This is a genomic window from Gardnerella sp. DNF00753 (genome assembly GCF_049244275.1).
In the GTDB taxonomy this organism is placed as follows: Bacteria; Actinomycetota; Actinomycetes; order Actinomycetales; family Bifidobacteriaceae; genus Bifidobacterium; species Bifidobacterium greenwoodii.
In genome coordinates, this window is the sequence record NZ_CP058393.1 from 354,777 (window position 1) to 372,524 (window position 17,748).

The 17,748-nt window shown below is 46.3% G+C and carries 16 protein-coding genes; 14 read left to right on the forward strand and 2 right to left on the reverse strand.

The window, feature by feature from the left end; genetic code table 11:
• Nucleotides 1-8 precede the first annotated feature (8 nt).
• From HXT33_RS01555 to HXT33_RS01620, 14 genes are all read left to right on the forward strand, one after another.
• A complete protein-coding gene (locus tag HXT33_RS01555) occupies nt 9-515 on the forward strand; it encodes a prepilin peptidase (protein ID WP_421787273.1) in 507 nt (168 codons plus the stop codon).
• Between the two features lie 47 nt (nt 516-562).
• Complete coding sequence (gene aroC, locus HXT33_RS01560; RefSeq protein WP_421787275.1) at nt 563-1,750, forward strand: chorismate synthase; 1,188 nt, start codon at nt 563-565, stop codon at nt 1,748-1,750.
• Complete coding sequence (locus HXT33_RS01565; protein ID WP_004136987.1) at nt 1,747-3,414, forward strand: bifunctional shikimate kinase/3-dehydroquinate synthase; 1,668 nt, start codon at nt 1,747-1,749, stop codon at nt 3,412-3,414. The genes aroC and HXT33_RS01565 overlap by 4 nt, the downstream gene beginning before the upstream one ends.
• 19 nt (nt 3,415-3,433) lie before the next feature.
• Nucleotides 3,434-3,889, forward strand: a complete 456-nt coding sequence (aroQ, locus tag HXT33_RS01570) for a type II 3-dehydroquinate dehydratase (RefSeq protein WP_004136988.1) — start codon at nt 3,434-3,436, stop codon at nt 3,887-3,889.
• Nucleotides 3,890-3,949: 60 nt separating this feature from the next.
• Entirely contained in the window at nt 3,950-5,632 is a 1,683-nt protein-coding gene (locus HXT33_RS01575) for a CTP synthase (RefSeq protein WP_004136990.1), read from the forward strand.
• Nucleotides 5,633-5,886: 254 nt separating this feature from the next.
• Nucleotides 5,887-7,428, forward strand: a complete 1,542-nt coding sequence (sufB, locus tag HXT33_RS01580; protein ID WP_004136992.1) for a Fe-S cluster assembly protein SufB — start codon at nt 5,887-5,889, stop codon at nt 7,426-7,428.
• Nucleotides 7,428-8,699, forward strand: coding sequence for a Fe-S cluster assembly protein SufD (gene sufD / locus HXT33_RS01585; RefSeq protein WP_421787278.1), 1,272 nt, complete (start codon nt 7,428-7,430; stop codon nt 8,697-8,699). Before sufB ends, sufD begins: the two co-directional genes overlap by 1 nt.
• 9 nt (nt 8,700-8,708) lie before the next feature.
• The gene (gene sufC / locus HXT33_RS01590) at nt 8,709-9,485 is read left to right on the forward strand and encodes a Fe-S cluster assembly ATPase SufC (RefSeq protein ID WP_004110671.1); all 777 of its coding nucleotides are present in this window, start codon (nt 8,709-8,711) and stop codon (nt 9,483-9,485) included.
• 95 nt (nt 9,486-9,580) lie between these two features.
• Nucleotides 9,581-10,924, forward strand: coding sequence for a SufS family cysteine desulfurase (locus HXT33_RS01595; protein WP_421787642.1), 1,344 nt, complete (start codon nt 9,581-9,583; stop codon nt 10,922-10,924).
• 55 nt (nt 10,925-10,979) lie between these two features.
• Nucleotides 10,980-11,708, forward strand: coding sequence for a Fe-S cluster assembly sulfur transfer protein SufU (gene sufU / locus HXT33_RS01600; RefSeq protein WP_421787280.1), 729 nt, complete (start codon nt 10,980-10,982; stop codon nt 11,706-11,708).
• A 35-nt stretch (nt 11,709-11,743) separates the two neighbouring features.
• Nucleotides 11,744-12,244 carry a metal-sulfur cluster assembly factor gene (locus HXT33_RS01605; protein ID WP_004137001.1) on the forward strand — a complete coding sequence of 167 codons (501 nt, stop codon included), beginning with the start codon at nt 11,744-11,746 and terminating at the stop codon, nt 12,242-12,244.
• A gap of 63 nt (nt 12,245-12,307) precedes the next feature.
• Entirely contained in the window at nt 12,308-12,952 is a 645-nt protein-coding gene (locus HXT33_RS01610) for a hypothetical protein (RefSeq protein ID WP_004137002.1), read from the forward strand.
• A gap of 179 nt (nt 12,953-13,131) precedes the next feature.
• On the forward strand, nt 13,132-13,755 hold the full coding sequence (locus HXT33_RS01615; protein WP_004137003.1) for a type IV toxin-antitoxin system AbiEi family antitoxin domain-containing protein: 624 nt from the start codon (nt 13,132-13,134) through the stop codon (nt 13,753-13,755).
• 186 nt (nt 13,756-13,941) lie between these two features.
• Complete coding sequence (locus tag HXT33_RS01620; RefSeq protein ID WP_421787283.1) at nt 13,942-14,604, forward strand: DUF3800 domain-containing protein; 663 nt, start codon at nt 13,942-13,944, stop codon at nt 14,602-14,604.
• Nucleotides 14,605-14,841: 237 nt separating this feature from the next.
• On the opposite strand, the gene HXT33_RS01625 is transcribed toward HXT33_RS01620, so the two are convergent.
• Together HXT33_RS01625 and HXT33_RS01630 are read right to left on the reverse strand one after the other, a co-directional pair.
• Nucleotides 14,842-15,537, reverse strand: coding sequence for a DUF4125 family protein (locus tag HXT33_RS01625; RefSeq protein WP_421787285.1), 696 nt, complete (start codon nt 15,535-15,537; stop codon nt 14,842-14,844).
• Nucleotides 15,534-17,624, reverse strand: coding sequence for a DUF4037 domain-containing protein (locus HXT33_RS01630; RefSeq protein WP_421787287.1), 2,091 nt, complete (start codon nt 17,622-17,624; stop codon nt 15,534-15,536). The genes HXT33_RS01625 and HXT33_RS01630 overlap by 4 nt, the downstream gene beginning before the upstream one ends.
• Nucleotides 17,625-17,748: the final 124 nt, after the last annotated feature.

The window sequence follows — 17,748 nt, forward strand, 5'->3', positions numbered from 1 at the left end:
TTGCTTTAATGAGGCAATTAATTATTACGATAATATCGGCGCTACCAACGCTTGTGTGCTTAATTTCAGTTTGCGTAACGGATATAAGAAGTCGCATAGTGCCAAGACTTTGGGTTGTTGTTGCGCTAATTTTTCAATCTTTTGCGAATCTTATATATTCGATTATTTTGTTTGGAAATATTAGCGTGCTTATTTTAGGCTGTATTTCTTGCGTATTTGTTTTTGTGATTTATTGGATTATGCGAAAACTCGCTCCAACAAATTCCGTTGGCTTCGGAGATGTTACTAGTGCGTCAATGATCGCACAAGCATTGGTATTATTCGGTTTTGACTCTTTAATTTACTGGTTTGCTTTAGTTGGAGCAGTTGGCTTAGTTTGGCTTTTTCTATGGAAAATTTACTGCAAAATCCGCATGCCAACCAACGCATCAATACCATTCGTGCCAGTAGAAGCAATATCAGCCATAATCGCAGCATTGCTGTCAATAACAACCCACTCAATACTTGGTGGTTAGTAGAGTAAGTATTTAGACACGTAAATTAGTTGAGAATGGAGAATGGCATGCTTAGATGGCAAACTGCAGGGGAATCGCATGGTGAAGCATTAGTTGCCATGATTGAAGGTTTGCCGGCGGGCGTGCGCATTGCTAGCAGCGATGTGGTTGCGGCTCTTGCGCGCCGTCGTCTTGGATACGGCCGTGGCGCTCGCATGAAGTTCGAGCAAGACAAAGTGCGTATTTTAACCGGCGTTCGCCACGGAGTAACGCTTGGCTCTCCGATTGCTGTAGAAATCGCGAATACAGAGTGGCCGAAGTGGACGGAAGTAATGAGCGCAAATCCTTTGGATCATGAGATTGAGAAAGTTGGTCGAAACGCGCCACTTTCTAGGCCGCGACCGGGGCATGCGGATTTAACTGGCATGCGCAAATACGGTTTTAATGATGCTCGCGAAGTTCTGGAGCGCTCTAGCGCTAGGGAAACAGCTTCGCGCGTTGCTTTGGGTGCTATTGCTGATGCGTTTTTGCAGCAGGCGTTGGGTGTGCGCACTGTTGCGCACGTTGTTGGAATCGGTGGCGTTTACACTAACAAAAGTTTAGCTTTACCAACACCTGACGATGTTGCGGCTTTGGATGCTTCTCCAGTTCGCACTCTAGATAAAGACGCCGAAGCTAAAATGATGGCTCGCATCGACGAAGCAAAAGCAAATGCAGATACTTTAGGTGGAGTAGTAGAAGTGCTTGCTTACGGCATGCCTGCTGGAGTTGGAACATACGTGGAGTCAGATCGCCGCTTGGACGCGGCTTTAGCAAGCGCTCTTATGGGAATCCAGGCTATTAAAGGCGTGGAAATTGGAGACGGTTTTGAAGAAGCAGATCGCCCAGGCTCGGCCGCGCACGACGAAATCGTAACAGGCGAAAACGGTAAAATTACCCGACTAACTAATCGCGCTGGCGGCATTGAAGGTGGTATGTCAAACGGCGAAATTATCCGCGTGCGTGCCGCAATGAAGCCGATTCCTTCTATTCCGCGCGCTTTGCGCACAGTAGATGTGCTTACTGGCGAAGCTGCTCAAGCTATTAATCAGCGCTCCGATTTTACTGCTGTTCCAGCGGCTTCCGTAGTAGCAGAAGCAATGGTAAGACTTACTTTGGCAAAGTATGCTTTGGAAAAGTTTGGTGGAGATTCTTTGCAAGAAACGCGCCGGAATATAGAGTCTTACCTAGCTTCCTGGCCGGAGAATATGAAATGAGCAATACTAAAATTCCGCTAGTTGTTATTATCGGCATGCCTGCCGCCGGAAAAACGCGCGTTGGTCGCGAAGTTGCGCATCTTATGAATCTGCCTTTTTGCGATACGGACGACATGATTGAGCGCGAAATTAATATGCCAATTACTCAATATTTTGAGCAGTTTGGTCAGGAATCCTTCCGAGATATAGAAGCAAGAATAGTTAGAAACGTAATTTTAGAAAATCAGGCTGATTCCGGCATTATTTCTCTTGGCGGCGGCGCTCCTGTTCGCAAAGAAACGCAGGAAGTGCTAAAAGAATACGTGAATCTTGGCGGTCGCGTAGTGTATTTGCAAACCAGCGCAGACGATGCTATTGAGCGCGCAGGCTGGAGCAATAATCGCCCTATGCTAATCGGCCAAGACGCTAAAAAGCGTTGGATGGAATTATTTGAGCAGCGAGACCCAATTTTTAGGGCAGTATCAAATATTCACATGCCAACAAAAGGTTCAAATCCGTATATGGCTGCAGAAAAGTTAAGGAGCATGATTATGCAACGCATAGTGCATGTTACAGGTGAAGCGATTGAGCCGTACGATGTGCGAATTGGCGACGGAGCCATGCAACTTTTGCCGCAAATGCTTGGAACTAAGCCGGTTAAAGTGGCGTTAGTTCACACGCAGCCGGTTCAGCGCCACAGTGACAGAGCTCGCGCAATTTTGCGCCAAGCAGGCTATGAAGTTTTAGACATACTTGTGCCGGATGCTGAAGCTGGAAAAACTATTCAAGTTGCGAGCGGAATTTGGGCGCGCTTAGGTGAAGCTGGTTTTACGCGTTCCGACGCGATTGTTGGCTTAGGAGGCGGCGCTGCTACGGATGTTGCCGGCTTTGTTGCTGCAACTTGGATGCGTGGAATTCGTTACGTAAACTGCCCAACTTCACTTCTTGCAATGGTTGACGCTTCAACAGGCGGAAAAACTGGTATAAATACGGATGCTGGCAAGAATCTGGTTGGAAGTTTTTACACTCCAGCTGGCGTTTTGGCAGATACTTCTACGCTTTCAACTCTTCCAAACGATATTCTTATTGAAGGCCTGGGTGAGGTTGCAAAATCTGGTTTTATTCTAGACGGCGAAATTTTGAAGATTCTTAGCGACTCGAATAATGCTAAGCTTTTGCGCGAATTTAATGGGAATCAAATTGAAAATAATAGCGAACTTCACGAGCTTATTGTGAATCTTATTGAACGCACTGTTAGAGTAAAAGCGTATCACGTTTCGAGTGATTTAAAAGAGCAGGGTTTGCGCGAGTTTTTGAACTACGGGCATACTTTAGGCCATGCGATTGAGCAGATTGAACACTTCCGTTGGCGTCACGGAAACGCTGTTGCTGTTGGCATGGTTTTTGCGGCCGAGCTTGCGCAAATTTTAGGATATTTGGATGCTGAAGATGTTTCCTACCATCGTTCGCTTTTAGATTCGCTTGGATTACCAACTTCGTGGCAGAGTAGAGAAGATTCTGACGCTGCGTTTGAGCGCGTGCTTAATCTTATGCATCGTGACAAAAAAGCGCGCGGCAACATGCTACGTTTCGTAATTTTGGATGGTATTTCGAATCCTATTCATTTAGACAATCCGCCTATTGAAGCAGTTAAAGAAGCTTTTAAGCGCGTGTATAAAAAATAATTAACTTTGCGAGGCAATAATGGAAAATCAGCAACCAAAAAAAGTTCTTGTTGTAAACGGTCCGAACTTAGGCCGTCTCGGCGTTCGTCAGCCAGACGTTTATGGCAGTCAAGATTTTGAAACTCTGTGCGCGCTTTGCGAAAAGTGGGGAGCGGAGCTTGGCTTAAAAGTAGAAGTGTGTCAAAGTGATGATGAAGCGCAAATGGTTCATTGGATGCACGAAGCTGCCGACACGCATACTCCTGTTGTTATGAATCCTGCTGCTTTCACGCACTACAGTTATGCGCTGGCGGATGCGGCTCACATGGTTTTGGACGCTGGAGTGCCGCTAATGGAAGTGCATATTTCTAATCCTTCCGCACGCGATTCTTTCCGCAAAATAAGCGTGATTAGTCCTGTTGCAACCGGCACTATTACTGGCATGGGATTGTACGGTTACAAGCTTGCGCTCGAGGCTGTTGCGCACTTAATATAACTTTTTAAGTCGCTTTTAATACAACACCCGAGTCGAGGCTCGAAGATACTATGGAGTTCCATGGTTAGAAGAAAACATGGTAACTCTCAGGAGCATATTACAAAGCATATTTTTGTCACTGGTGGCGTTGTTTCGTCCCTCGGAAAAGGCCTTACTGCATCGTCTTTAGGACGACTTTTGCGAAGCCGCGGCCTTCACGTTTTGCAACAAAAACTCGATCCTTATATCAATGTTGACCCGGGTACAATGAACCCATTCCAGCATGGTGAAGTCTATGTTACGGAAGATGGCGCAGAAACAGATCTTGATATTGGTCATTACGAGCGATTCCTTGATGTTTTCTTAAGTCAAAAAGCGAATGTAACTACGGGCCAGATTTATCAGTCTGTGCTTCGTAAGGAGCGCGCTGGTGAATATTTGGGTCAGTGCGTGCAGGTTATTCCGCATATTACTGGCGAAATTAAGTCGCGTATGCGCGCGCAGGCTTCCGACGATGTAGACGTTATTATTACGGAAATCGGCGGCACAGTTGGAGATATTGAATCCCAGCCATTCTTGGAAGCCGCTCGCGAAGTTCGCCGCGATTTAGGTCCAGAAAACTGCATGTTTGTGCACGTTTCTTTGGTTCCTTATATTGCAGCCGCGCACGAGTTGAAAACTAAGCCAACTCAGCATTCTGTAATGATGCTTCGCCAGCTTGGTATTTCTCCAGACGCGCTTGTTTTGCGTTCGGATCGTCCACTTAATCAGGCTATTAAAGACAAGATTTCGCTTATGTGCGACGTCGATGCTGAAGGCGTTGTGAACTGCGTTGATGCTCCAAGCATTTACGATGTTCCAAAGATTTTGTTCAACGAAGGCTTGGACGCTTACGTTGTTCGTGAGCTTGAGCTTCCATTCCACGATGTTGATTGGAACGAGTGGGAAGATTTGCTTGAGCGCGTGCATCATCCAAAGCATGAGCTAAACATTGCAATCGTTGGCAAGTACATTGATTTGCCAGATGCGTACCTTTCTGTTACGGAGGCTATTAAGGCTGGCGGTTTTGCAAACTGGGCTAAGGTAAACGTGCGCTGGGTTGCTGCCGACAAGTGCGAAACTCAAGAAGGTGCTGCTGCAGCTCTTGACCAAATGGACGGAATGGTTATTCCAGGCGGTTTCGGCATTCGCGGTATTGAAGGTAAGATTGGCGCGCTCCGTTACGCTCGCGAACACGGTTTGCCAACGCTTGGCCTTTGCCTTGGCTTGCAATCTATGGTTATTGAGTACGCTCGTCACGTTCTAGGTCTTGAGGATGCTAATTCCACAGAGTTCGAGAAGGATTGTGGAGATCCAGTAATCGCAACTATGGAAGAGCAGAAAGATATTGTGGATGGTAAGGGAGATATGGGTCACACAATGCGACTCGGCTCTTACCCTGCAACGCTTGAAGAAGGCTCTATTGTTGCCGAGCTTTACGGCTCTACGCATGTTACCGAGCGTCACCGTCACCGTTACGAGGTGAACGTTGCGTATAAGGATCGCTTGCGCGAAGCCGGTTTGCGCATTAGCGGCCAAAGCCCAGACGGTAATTTGACTGAGTTTGTGGAGCTTCCAAAAGATGTTCACCCATTCTACGTAGCAACTCAAGCTCACCCAGAGTTTAAGTCTCGCCCAACTAAGCCTCATCCACTGTTTGCTGGATTAGTTGCGGCTGCTCTTGAACATCAGTCGTCTGCACAAAATAGCAAGGCAGATAAGTAGTCTTAAGCCAAGTAAAAACAAGCGGTAAAACTTAGGATTCTTAAGTTTTGCCGCTTTTTGTTTTATTAGATTGTGATAAACATTACGTTTTGTTTGTAACACAGCTATACCAAGAAATCGCATTACGCGGTAACCTTGAATAGGTAAGAAATAGACTAGACAGAATGCAAAAGTAACGTTGGGGAATAGCTTTTGCGATTGCGCTCTAAGGTAAGAGCGTAGCAATGCGTTATGCATGGAGGTGCTATAAGCGTATGAGCGATACTAGCAATATTAGTCATACAAGCGTTGCAGCAAATGATGCTAATAATCCAGCAAAAAATAAAGCTGCAGACGTTGAAATGAGCCAGTATGTGGCAGATCGCGCTCGCGTAAACGAAGAGAAAATCCGCCAAGACGAGCAAATTGTCGCTGAATTTGGCGATTACAATTACGGCTGGCACGATTCGGATGCTGCAGGCGAGGCTGCAAAAAAAGGTATTGACGAGTCGGTTGTGCGCGCAATTTCCGCAGACAAACACGAGCCGGAGTGGATGTTAAATCTTCGCTTGCAAGGCTACCGCGCGTTTTTGCAAAAGCCTATGCCGGATTGGGGCGTTGACTTAAGCGGCTTTGATGCGGATGATTTCAAGTATTACGTGCGTCCGGTTCACGATCAAGCAAAAACTTGGGATGATTTGCCGGAAGATATTCGCAAAACTTACGATAGACTCGGCATTCCGGAAGCGGAGAAAAAGCGCTTAGTTTCAGGCGTTGCAGCACAGTACGAGTCGGAAGTTATTTACAATTCGATTCGCGAAGACTTGGCTGCTCAAGGCGTGATTTTTGTTGATACGGATACAGCAGTGCAAAAGTATCCTGAGCTTGTAAAAAAGTATTTTGCAACCGTGATTCCGGTTGACGACAATAAGTTTGCGGCTCTTAACACTGCGGCTTGGAGTGGTGGTTCGTTCGTTTACGTTCCAAAAGGCGTGCACGTGGATATTCCGCTTCAGGCTTACTTCCGCATTAACACGCCGAACATGGGTCAGTTTGAGCGCACGCTGATTATTGCGGATGAAGGCTCGTACGTGCATTATGTTGAAGGTTGCACAGCTCCAATTTATTCCACGGATTCGCTCCACGCTGCAAATGTTGAAATTGTTGTAGAGAAGCATGCGCGCGTGCGCTACACAACCGTGCAAAACTGGTCGAATAACGTGTACAACTTGGTAACTCAGCGAGCTTATGTGCGCGAAGGCGGCACAATGGAGTGGGTTGATGGAAATATTGGCTCCAAGGCAACTATGAAGTATCCTGCTTGCATTCTTGCTGAGCCGTATGCAAAAGCAGAAACCATGTCTTTGAGCTTTGCCGGCCGCGGACAGTACCAGGATACTGGTGCGAAAATGATTCATTTGGCTCCGCACACGAGTTCTACGATTGTTGCTAAGTCTATTTCGCGCGGCGGCGGACGCTCTGCTTACCGCGGTCTTGTGAAGATCATTAAAGGCGCAAAGGGCTCTAGTTCGTCTGTTGTGTGCGATGCTTTGCTTGTTGACGATTTTTCCAGGTCCGATACTTATCCGCATGTTGACGTGCGCGAAGACGACGTTTCGATGGCTCACGAGGCCACTGTTTCCAAGGTTTCTGAGGATCAGCTTTTCTACTTGATGAGCCGCGGTCTTGAAGAAAAAGAGGCTATGGGCATGATTGTGCGAGGCTTCGTGGAGCCGATTAGCCGCGAGCTGCCGATGGAGTATGCGCTTGAGCTTAATCGCTTAGTTGAGTTGCAAATGGAAGGATCCGTGGGCTGATGAGCGAAGATTTAAAAGAGAATTTAGGCAATAAAATGACGGAAAAAGAAATTGCTATTCCTGTAGCAGATCCTAATGATCCTTACGCGGTTCCTGCAGCAATGCCTTCTAGTGCAGACAAATCTGTGCGCTCTTTTAACGTGGAAGATTTTGCGATTCCAACGCGTAAGCAGGAAGATTGGCGATACACTCCAGTTGAGCGAATTTCCGAGTTTTTCGAGCGTTTCGAGCCTTCTAATAGTATCCAAGTAACACTTGAAGGCGTTGGCGGAGCCGCTTTGGATGATTCTTACGTTGGAAGCGACGGTTCCGTAAGTTTGCAAGTAAAGCCGCAAAACGAGGCTCCTCACACCGACATGAAGCCTTCTGATCGCGCGGCTGCAGTCGCATGGAATGCGGCGAAGCACGCGCACGTACTTCACGTATCTGGCGAAATCAAAAAGCCAATCGTGCTAAAAATTCAGGGTAATCTCGCGAATAGCGCAAATGAAAACGCTGTGCAATCACTTGACGCATTGCACTTAGTAATCGAAGCAGATTCTCGCACAAACGCAGATATTATTATCGAACACACCGGCTGCGCAAAACTTGCTGAAGGCGTGGAAATCATACTCGGAAAGCACGCGCACGTTTCTACTACCTTTATTCAAGAGTGGGATTCAGGCAGCAAACACGTTGGAAACCAGCGTATTCACGTGGGTGAGGGAGCTTCGCTTCGTCATACGATGGTCACTCTTGGCGGAGATGTTGTGCGCATTCGCATGGATCAGGATTTTGGCGGCGAGCAGGGTGATTTGAACATGCTCGGCATGTATTTTGTGGATCCGGGCGAGCACGTGGAGCACCGCACGATGGTTGTGCATAATCATCCGGAATGCAAGTCCAGAGTAGTGTACAAGGGCGCTTTGGAAGGAAAGGACGCGCATTCAACTTGGGTTGGAAACGCGCTTATTAAGCCGGAAGCTCCTGGCACGGATTCGTACGAGTTGAACCGTAATCTAGTGCTCACTCCTGGCGCAATCGCCGATTCTGAGCCGAATTTGGAAATTGAAAACGGAAACATTATTGGTGCCGGTCACGCAAGTTCAGTCGGACGATTTGACGACGAAGAGCTTTTCTACTTGCAGTCTCGCGGAATTAGTGAGATTGAGGCAAGAAAGCTTGTTGTGCGCGGATTCTTTAACGAGCTGATTGAAGAAATTGGCGTTCCGGAAATTGTTGATCACTTAATGAAGGCGATTGAGCGCCGTCTTGCAAGAACGGAAGAATAGGAGAAAATCATGTCAACTTTGGAAATTAAAGATTTGTACGCTTCTGTAGAAACAAAAGAAGGTCGCAAGCAAATCTTAAAAGGCGTAAATCTTACGGTTAATTCTGGCGAAACGCACGCAATTATGGGTCCTAACGGATCTGGAAAGTCTACTCTTGCCTACACTTTGGCAGGTCATCCAAAGTACGAAGTTGATTCTGGCCAGGTGCTTCTCGACGGCGAAGATATTTTGAAAATGACTCCTGACGAGCGCGCAAAAGCCGGACTGTTCCTTGCAATGCAATACCCAGTAGAAGTACCAGGCGTATCTATGACGAACTTCCTTCGCACCGCAAAAACCGAAGTTGAAGGCAAAGCTCCATCTTTAAGAAGCTGGGTGAAAGAACTTAGCGAGGCTATGAAAAAGCTTCGAATGGATCCAAAATTTGCGTCTCGTTCAGTAAACGAAGGCTTCTCCGGCGGCGAAAAGAAGCGCGCGGAAGTTTTGCAACTAGAGCTTTTAAAGCCAAAGTTTGCGATTTTGGACGAAACTGATTCCGGACTCGACGTTGACGCGCTTCGAATCGTGTCGGAAGGCGTGAATCGCGCCAAAGAAAACACCGGTTTGGGCATTATGATGGTTACGCATTACACGCGAATCCTCAAGTATATTAAGCCGGATATTGTGCACGTTTTTGCGCAAGGTCACTTTGTAAAGACTGCAGGCCCGGAGCTTGCAGACGAGCTGGAAGAAGAAGGCTACGACAAGTATTTGCCGGAAGGCGCAACCGAGTCGGCACTGGCGTAAGCGCAGCTTAGGTGATAGCTTAATCTGTTTATGTATTCGTAAAAAATTACGTAAAAGCGTAAAAATAGCGGTTTAATATGACTGAAGAAAATATTATGCGAGAATTTAGCGATTTGCGCGAACAATTTCCGATTTTGAGACGCACAGTTCACGGCACTTCGCTTTACGATACTGTGCACGGAAAACCCTTGATTTACTTGGATTCTGCAGCAACTTCACAAAAGCCGCAGCTTGTAATCGACACCGAAAAAGAGTTTTACGAAACAATTAACGCAGGAGTCCACAGGGGAGCGCACGAGTTGGCGGCTCTTTCCACGGTTGCGTTTGAACAAGCGCGTGCGAAAGTTGCGCGTCTTGTTGGAGCGTGTGCGGATGCTGGCAGCGAGGAAATTGTTGTTACTCCGGGTGCTACAGGCGCACTTAATCTTCTCGCAACTGCTATTGGTAACGCTAGTGCAAAAGCTAATGTAAGTGCAAACGCAACTACAAACTCAACCGCAACCTCAACCGACTTCCATCGCAATTTCGTCCTGCACAAAGGCGACGTAATCGTAGTTTCCAGAGCCGACCACCACTCTGTGCTGCTTCCATTCCAAGAGCTGGCTCTTCGCACTGGAGCGGAGCTTCGCTGGATTGATGTAACAGAGGACGGCCGCGTGCGCACTGATGCTGAATATTTGCGCACGATTATTGACGAGCGCACGAAAATCGTTGCAGTTACGCATATTAGCAACGTTACTGGCGCTATTACGGATGTTTCGTCGATTTGCAAGCGCGCTCACGAAGTCGGCGCGATTTTTGTGCTCGACGCATGCCAGTCAGTTCCGCATATTCCGGTTGATTTCCACGCGTTAAACGTTGATTTTGCAGCCTTTAGTGCGCATAAAATGTACGGTCCTACGGGAGTTGGATTCCTGTATGGTCGCCGTGAGCTTTTGGATGCGCTTCCGCCTGCCAATTTCGGCGGCTCAATGGTGGAGCTTGCGTGGCTTAACAAGCCGGCTCAATACATGGATGCGCCTTACCGTTTTGAGGCTGGAACTCAGCCTGTTGCGCAAATGGTTGCAGCCGGAGTTGCTGCGGATTGGTTGCGCGCGGTTGGCATGAATAAAGTAGCAGAGCATGAGCAGGAAATTGCTGCAGAATTGCTAAAATTGCAGGATGTTCCTGGCGTTCGCATTTTGGGGCCGACTGATTTAGAGAATCGAATTGGCACGGTTGCTTTTGAAGTTGAAGGCGTGCATCCGCATGATGTTGGACAGTTTTTGGACGCGCAGGGTATTGCGATTCGTGTTGGGCATCATTGCGCTCAGCCGATCCATCGTCATTTTGGCGTGTACGCTTCAAATCGTGCGTCTGTTGGAGTCTACAACACGATTGACGAAGCTCGCGCGCTTGTTGAAGCAGTTTCCCATGTTCGCGCCTACTTTGGTGCATAATGTTGTTAGCAAGCTAGTTAGTGTTTTAGCGAGTTAGAGTAGGTAAGGAGAGCGTATGTTTGATATGAGTTTTGGCGCAGGTGCAGGTGCAGGTTTTGGGGATACGTCTGGTGACGGCTTGGAAAGCATGTATCAAGAGGTGATTTTAGATGCTGCTAGAAATCCGCACGGAAAAACTCATTTCGAAAGCACGGATGCGCTCGCAAAAGCAGAACTAAATGAAGAAACTCAAGAATCTGCAGAAAATAAAGAATCTGCCGAATCTGCCAAAAATAAAGAATCTGCCAACTCTTCTGAAAATAAAAAATCTGCTGAAACCACCCTAAACAATACTCACGAAAGTTGCGCTGTTACATCTGGCGAAAACTCAGCTTTAGGCCAATCGCACCAATTCAACCCAACTTGCGGCGACGAAGTAACAATGCGCGTGGAGATTTCAAATAGCGCGGACCTAAAAAACCCAATAATTTCAAGCGTTAAGTGGGATGGTCACGGCTGCTCAATCTCGCAAGCAAGCCTTTCGATGATGGTTGATTTAGTCGAAGGAAAATCGGTTGACGAAGCTTTGCGATTAGACGCGCTTTTCCACAAACTTATGGAATCTCGCGGCGAAGGTTTTGAAAACGAAGAGGACGAAGATGCGCTGGAAGATGCAATGGTTTTGCAAGGCGTATCGCGCTACCCAATGCGAATTAAGTGCGCGCTTTTGGCGTGGGAAGGCTTAAAAGACAGCATTGCAAAAGCTTCGCAAAACTTGAATCCGCAAATTCTTGGCAGCTTGTAAAATCGAAATCTAGTACAAGCAAAGCAAGGAATATTATGGCAGAAAATGAATCGGCAATCGATGCGCAATCGGCAGTTGAGGTGGCGGCGTCGGCACCTTTAAGTGCGAACGATATTGGAAGGGTTACCGAAGAAGATATTAAGGAAGCGCTTCACGATGTTGTCGATCCGGAATTGGGCATTGATGTTGTTGATTTAGGTCTTGTTTACGGCATTGAGATTGACGAGCTAGGTCGCGCGATTATTACAATGACGCTTACAACTCCGGCTTGCCCACTTACGGATTTGATTGAGGACGAGTGTGCGAATGCGCTCGCAGGCTTGGTGGAAGAGTTTCGCATCGATTGGACGTGGAAGCCGCGCTGGAGCGTTGAAAACATTAATGAGGACGGCCGCGCGCAGCTTGAGGCGCTTGGCTACAATCTCAACAGTTTACAGGCGAACTTTGCAGCTGGAATGTATGGTTCTGGGGTAGTTGGTGGCGCTGGTTTGATGGGCGCTGATGATATGGGCGCTGGCATTCCGCCAACCGCGTGACTTGAATCATATTAACGGTTGTTTTAGTGTTCTTCTTAATATCGGCATAAACAAGTGGGAATTATGTGCGCTGAAATAAAAGCAGTTAGTGCAAGCGGAATTTGTGATATTTGCGGTATAAATAATATGCGCGAAAATAGTATCCGCGAGTATGCTTCGCGCGGAATTTCCGACGTTGTTTTTGACTTGAATTTGCTGGTAGATTGGGATGCGCGCCGCACTCTGGCTGCAGATTATCCGGATTTTATTGGGGAAGTGCTTTTTAGTTTCGAGCCGGAATGGGGATTTGAGTTTCACGAGTCTTTGCGCGAGGCTGGGTGGAGTATTGAGCGCGTGCTTGAATCGTTTAGCGAGCATCACGGGCCTGCGGTTACGTGGCTGTATCGCTTGTATTTTGAGCGTTTCGAGCGCGGTTTTGCCGGCGAGCGTGTGGATGCTTGCGGTCAGGCGCGCGAGTTGATTGCGAACGGCGTGCGCGTGTGGGCGCTTGGTAACGCTCCTTGCGATTGGCTAGACTTCGCGCGCAAAACTTGCCCAATACTCGGCGAGCTTAACGGTGTTTGCGCATCTTATGAATCGCATTTGCGCAAACCAGACGTAATGCTTTACCGCGAGTTTTTGCAACAAACTGGTCTTTCCGCTGCTTCCACGCTTTTTCTCGAAGGTGACTCTCGCGCCGCTTCTGCAGCGTCGCTGCTCTATTCTTAAGCTGCATTCTTAATTGGCATTCTAATCTGCGCGCGCTCGGCTGAATCAAAGTTATCGCTATGAGTCTATAGTTAACTTTTACTTGTATTCGTGCGTTATTTATATAATAATAAAGCACAAAAGCAAGTTTTTAATAAGCTTTTGTTATTCGTAAAATGGTTCGAGCAGGTTGGTATGTGATGGTAAAAGTAACAGCAAATCAAAAGATAACAAATATTAGTGCGATTAAAGAAATTGTTAAGAAAAATAACGGTATCATCACAGCAAAAGAAGTTTCTTCCGCAGGAATTGACTCTTGGTATCTAACTAGCATGGTCAAAAATAATGATTTGGAAAGAGTTGCGCGCGGTGTGTATTTTGATAGCAATTCAAATAATTACGATGAACTTTATTTTTTCCAACTTCGCAATAAAGCTTGCATATACTCTTACCAAACTGCTTTGTATTTGCATAATCTTACAGATCGCATGCCGTTTATAAACGAAGTTACGGTATGTCAGGGTTATAACACATGGCGTATAAAAAATGATGTTGAAGTGCATCAAATTAGGAAAGAATGGTATAAAATTGGCGTTACAAGGGTGCGTACAATTATTGGTAATTATGTGATGTCTTGTGATATGGAGCGCACTATCTGCGATTTGGTTAGGAATCGTAGGCGTCAGGATTCAGAGATATTTGGTAAGGCTTTGCGTGCGTATGTGAGGAATCCTAATAAAAACGTACATAGATTGCGCGAATATGCCAAACAATTTGGTATTCTTCTGCAAGTTGACGATATTTTGGAGATTCTCGATGAATAACAGTAGTAATAAAAGTACTGCAATTAGAGATAGTGTTACGCAGCGTTTGCGTAACGCATGAAAGCATTGTTCGTGAGCGTAAAACCAGCATGAAAGTGTGCGATAACCCGATTAAAACTGCGAAAGCTATTTTAAATTCATAAATTCATAATCTACAATTCATGTACATTTTGTATAGTTTAATTTATGTTTGCTTATATAGATGATTCTGGTGACTCTGGGTTTAAATACGACAGAGGTTCAACGAGATATGTCGTGATAGCAGCATGTATTTTCGATACTATTGAAGACATTACTCATGCTTGGAAGTTGATGGAAACAGCAAGGTGTGAGGAACAAAATGGTGAATTCTTTCATAAGTATGATCGAGAATTTAAATATAATAAAACGCATCCTAAGCTTAAAGATGTGTTTTTTGATTGCATGAAATTAGCCAATTATCACGTACGAGTAATTATTGCAGACAAAACTAAAATTCGTAGTAAAAATTTATTAAGTAATCCTAGGCTACTAAAAAGTTATATGATACGTCAGCTTTTTACGCACACATTTGGGGCGGTCAGGGAATGTGTTTTGTATATTGATGGGCAGGATACTCGCGCTTTTTCTATTCCTGATGCAGATTATCTAATGAATATAGTTAATAAAGTATGTCCAGGAACATTAAGTAAGGTTGATTTTGTTGATTCAAAAACCAATCCAATGATTCAATTGGCGGATATGACCGCTGGAGCTGTTCACGCAAAATTAGAAACTGGTAACCAAAAAGCATTAGCGCATTTTAATACTTTTGCTTATAGGACTAATAAGCCGTTAGGAACGTATTGGGTGTTTACAGATGACAAATAAAATTTTGCTAATCTGCAAAATTTTTTGCCGCAAATAACAGATAACTTCTGTACTGATTTCGAGAATAACAGATAAAAAATTACAGTCCCTCTATTCATTACGTTATGTAAAGAAACGCGCACCAGCGGGTGACTATTCGAGGGACTATTTGAAATTTTATCAGATTAGAATAATGTTAGCAACATACGTAGTGCTTGTCGCTTGTAATCTGCGTTAGAGTCTGAAAACGCTCGCGGTTTATTGCGCGCTCTCAGCAGCTTCGAGCGAATCGTAGCCATACATGCGCACAGTATTCGCAATTATTATTTGCGTAAGATTTATATTTTCCGCGCGCAAGTTATTCACAAAACGCTGGTATTTTGCGAAAGTTGCGTCAGAATACGTGCTTAATTCGCCTCGCAAATACGTTTCAAAAGACGTATTTTCTGCCGTATCCTCGCTAGTTTTAAGCGCGCGCATTGCAAGACCCAAATGCGGGTATCGATTGCGAAAATCCGCAGCCCACTCAACTTGCGTTAAAATAATCTGCTCCTGCGAACTTTTTCTAGGCTCTAAAATCGGCTTAATATAAGGCTTAATCGTGCGCTCAAAAATTTCCGTCGCAGTCGACTCCATCATTCGCGCATACTTTTCCGTAATCAAATTGCGGCCGTCGCTATTCGCGCGCTCAAGATCCTGCTTATAAGACTCTTGCAAATCCAGCGGCCACGCCAAAAATTGACTCATGCGCATAATGCGGAAAGTTGGCCAGTTTCCTTGACAATTCGCGCGTCCGCCCTCGTTTTGCGTAAGCTGGAACTGATCCCACTCGAGTTTTGTAATTTCTTCCGCAAGCTTTTCTGATTTTTGATTTTGCACTTCTGGATTTTGCGCTTCCAAATTTTGCGCTTCTGGATTTTGCGTTTCCGTATTTGCTGATAAATCGCACATCATAAGCTCCTTAAGCACGAAGCGCGCGAATTAATATGCGCTTCAACGTACGGCCGCTGCCATTCCAAAAAAGTTTCGCCGCAATCGCTTAAGCCCTCGTATTGCAACTCGCGCACAATATCCTCGCAAATACTGTCAATTATTTGCGTAACTTGCTTTTGCGCAATTCCCGCTCCTTTGCCACCTTCTCCAAAACCGTCGCCGCCGGAGCCGTCGCCACCAAAGCAAGCAGCGGAAGAAAGTCGCATTACTGACTCAAGTTTTCCACACACTTCCGGAAGCCTAGAAGCCATGCGATTGCTTAGCTTTCGCAATGTCGCAAACTGCCACTTGTAGTACGGCAAGTAGCCTGCATTTACGGGATTGTTGAGCAGAAAAACAATGGAAGCGGTTGCTCGCACGAATTCGTTTATAGAAAGCCACGCGGCGGATGCATCTTTGCGCGCAATCATGCGTGGGAAATTGTATTGGCCGGCTTGCGAAATCATGCCAAGTCTTCTGGAGATTAGTGAGATTCGCACGTCGTCCGGCATGAGTTTGAAACTTTGGCGCGTTTTTGAGAACTCGCCAAGAGGATCCGCGAAAATTTTGCCGTTCGTCGCTGCGGCAAGAGTTGACTCGCTTAGTGATAGCCATAAGTGCGGCTCGTTTGCGGTTGGGGCAGTGGGGAAGCCGGTTAGATTTTCGAAAAATTCGCTTATGCTGAACACTCCGACGCGCTTGCTACTTTCGCGTGACTTGGCGCGCGGCGTTTCGTTGCGAGAGTCAAAACCGGCGTATTTTCGCGGAAGTGCGTCGTAAGCGTCTTGCAAATCCGCGCCAATTTCCGCGTAATCTTCGTCGGTGAGCCACAAGCAGAAGCCGGGACCAAAATCGTGGTCGCGCGAAATCTCGTCGTCAAAACCGTAACATTCCGAACCGTGACCAACTAATCCTGCAGCTATGCGGTTCTTGTATTTCGCGAATTTTGGCTGATCGAGTAACGGCTTTCCGTAAGTTTGCCAGTATGATTGCGATAGTTGCATGCCGGTTTTTATTTTTGGATTATTTTCTGTTTTTACAGTTTTGATTGATTTTATGGTTTTATTTGACTCTGGCTGTTGCTCATCGGTTGCTTGCGACTTTTCAGAATCGTATTGAATCACATTCGCCGCGCCAGTCGCCGTAACTTTTTCTGCTAACTTGCGTGTCTGCTGCAAATTTTCCGCTGTAATCGCGTAAGATTCGCTATCTTTTCCGTAACATTTCGCAATCAAATCAAGCGCTTTACTGTAACTTTCCGACGCCTGAGCGTACTCGCCGCGCGCACACTGAACTTGCGCAAAACCTGCCAAAGCAGAAGCGTAGTGCGGTTGATTTTCGTTATTTCCAGTGACGTACATGCGAACGCTGGTCGAAGCGTGCTTAAAAGCGGATTCAAGAATATTGCTAACATGAACCGCGTTAGTATTTGCATCTGACTTTTGTGTGCGTTCTTGCGTTCGTTCTTGCGTTCGTTCTTGTGAGCACTTCTGCAACATAGCAAGCGCAATATTCGTGTGCGTGGCGGCAATATCGATGTCGTGATCAGGATCCGTGCTCGTATTTTGCAAAATCTCAAGCGCCTGATTAAGCTCCTCAATTGCCTCACTCGTGCGACCGGTTTCGCTATAAAGCATCGAAAGATTGTTGTGAAGGGCAGCGAGTTTTCTATCGTTTGGTTTTAGTGTTTTCGATGATTCTTTAATAGCTTGAGAATATATTTCTTCTGCGCGATTGTAGCTGCCTGCCGCGCGAAGGCTTGTGGCGGCGTTAATTAGCGTGGTTGTGCCAGCTTCGGTGCCAGCTAGGTGCATGGAATCGGCCAGATTTAAAGCGTGATTTATTATCGGCTGATTTTTTGTGTGCTCTCCGCGCGAACGGTAAAATCCCATGAGTTCGTTGAGAATTGAAAGCTGCAGGGGATTGGCTTCTTCGTTTGCCGCGGATGTTTCGGCTGCTGCCTGCGCTTCGGCAAGTTTTCGCAAAAGGTACGATTCAATCGCGTCAGCGCCCACGTGATTCGCGAACATTTCGTCAAGCTCGCTATAAAACTGCGCAGCGTTCTGCATCAAAGCCCCCTTGCTATTGCGCTCGTTCAATCAATCGACTTTAACTTTACAGCCATGTAAAGAAACTGCCGCTTTACAGCCGAGACCCGACCAAAACTGCTCGTCTGTTAGTGGTTTATGTCGC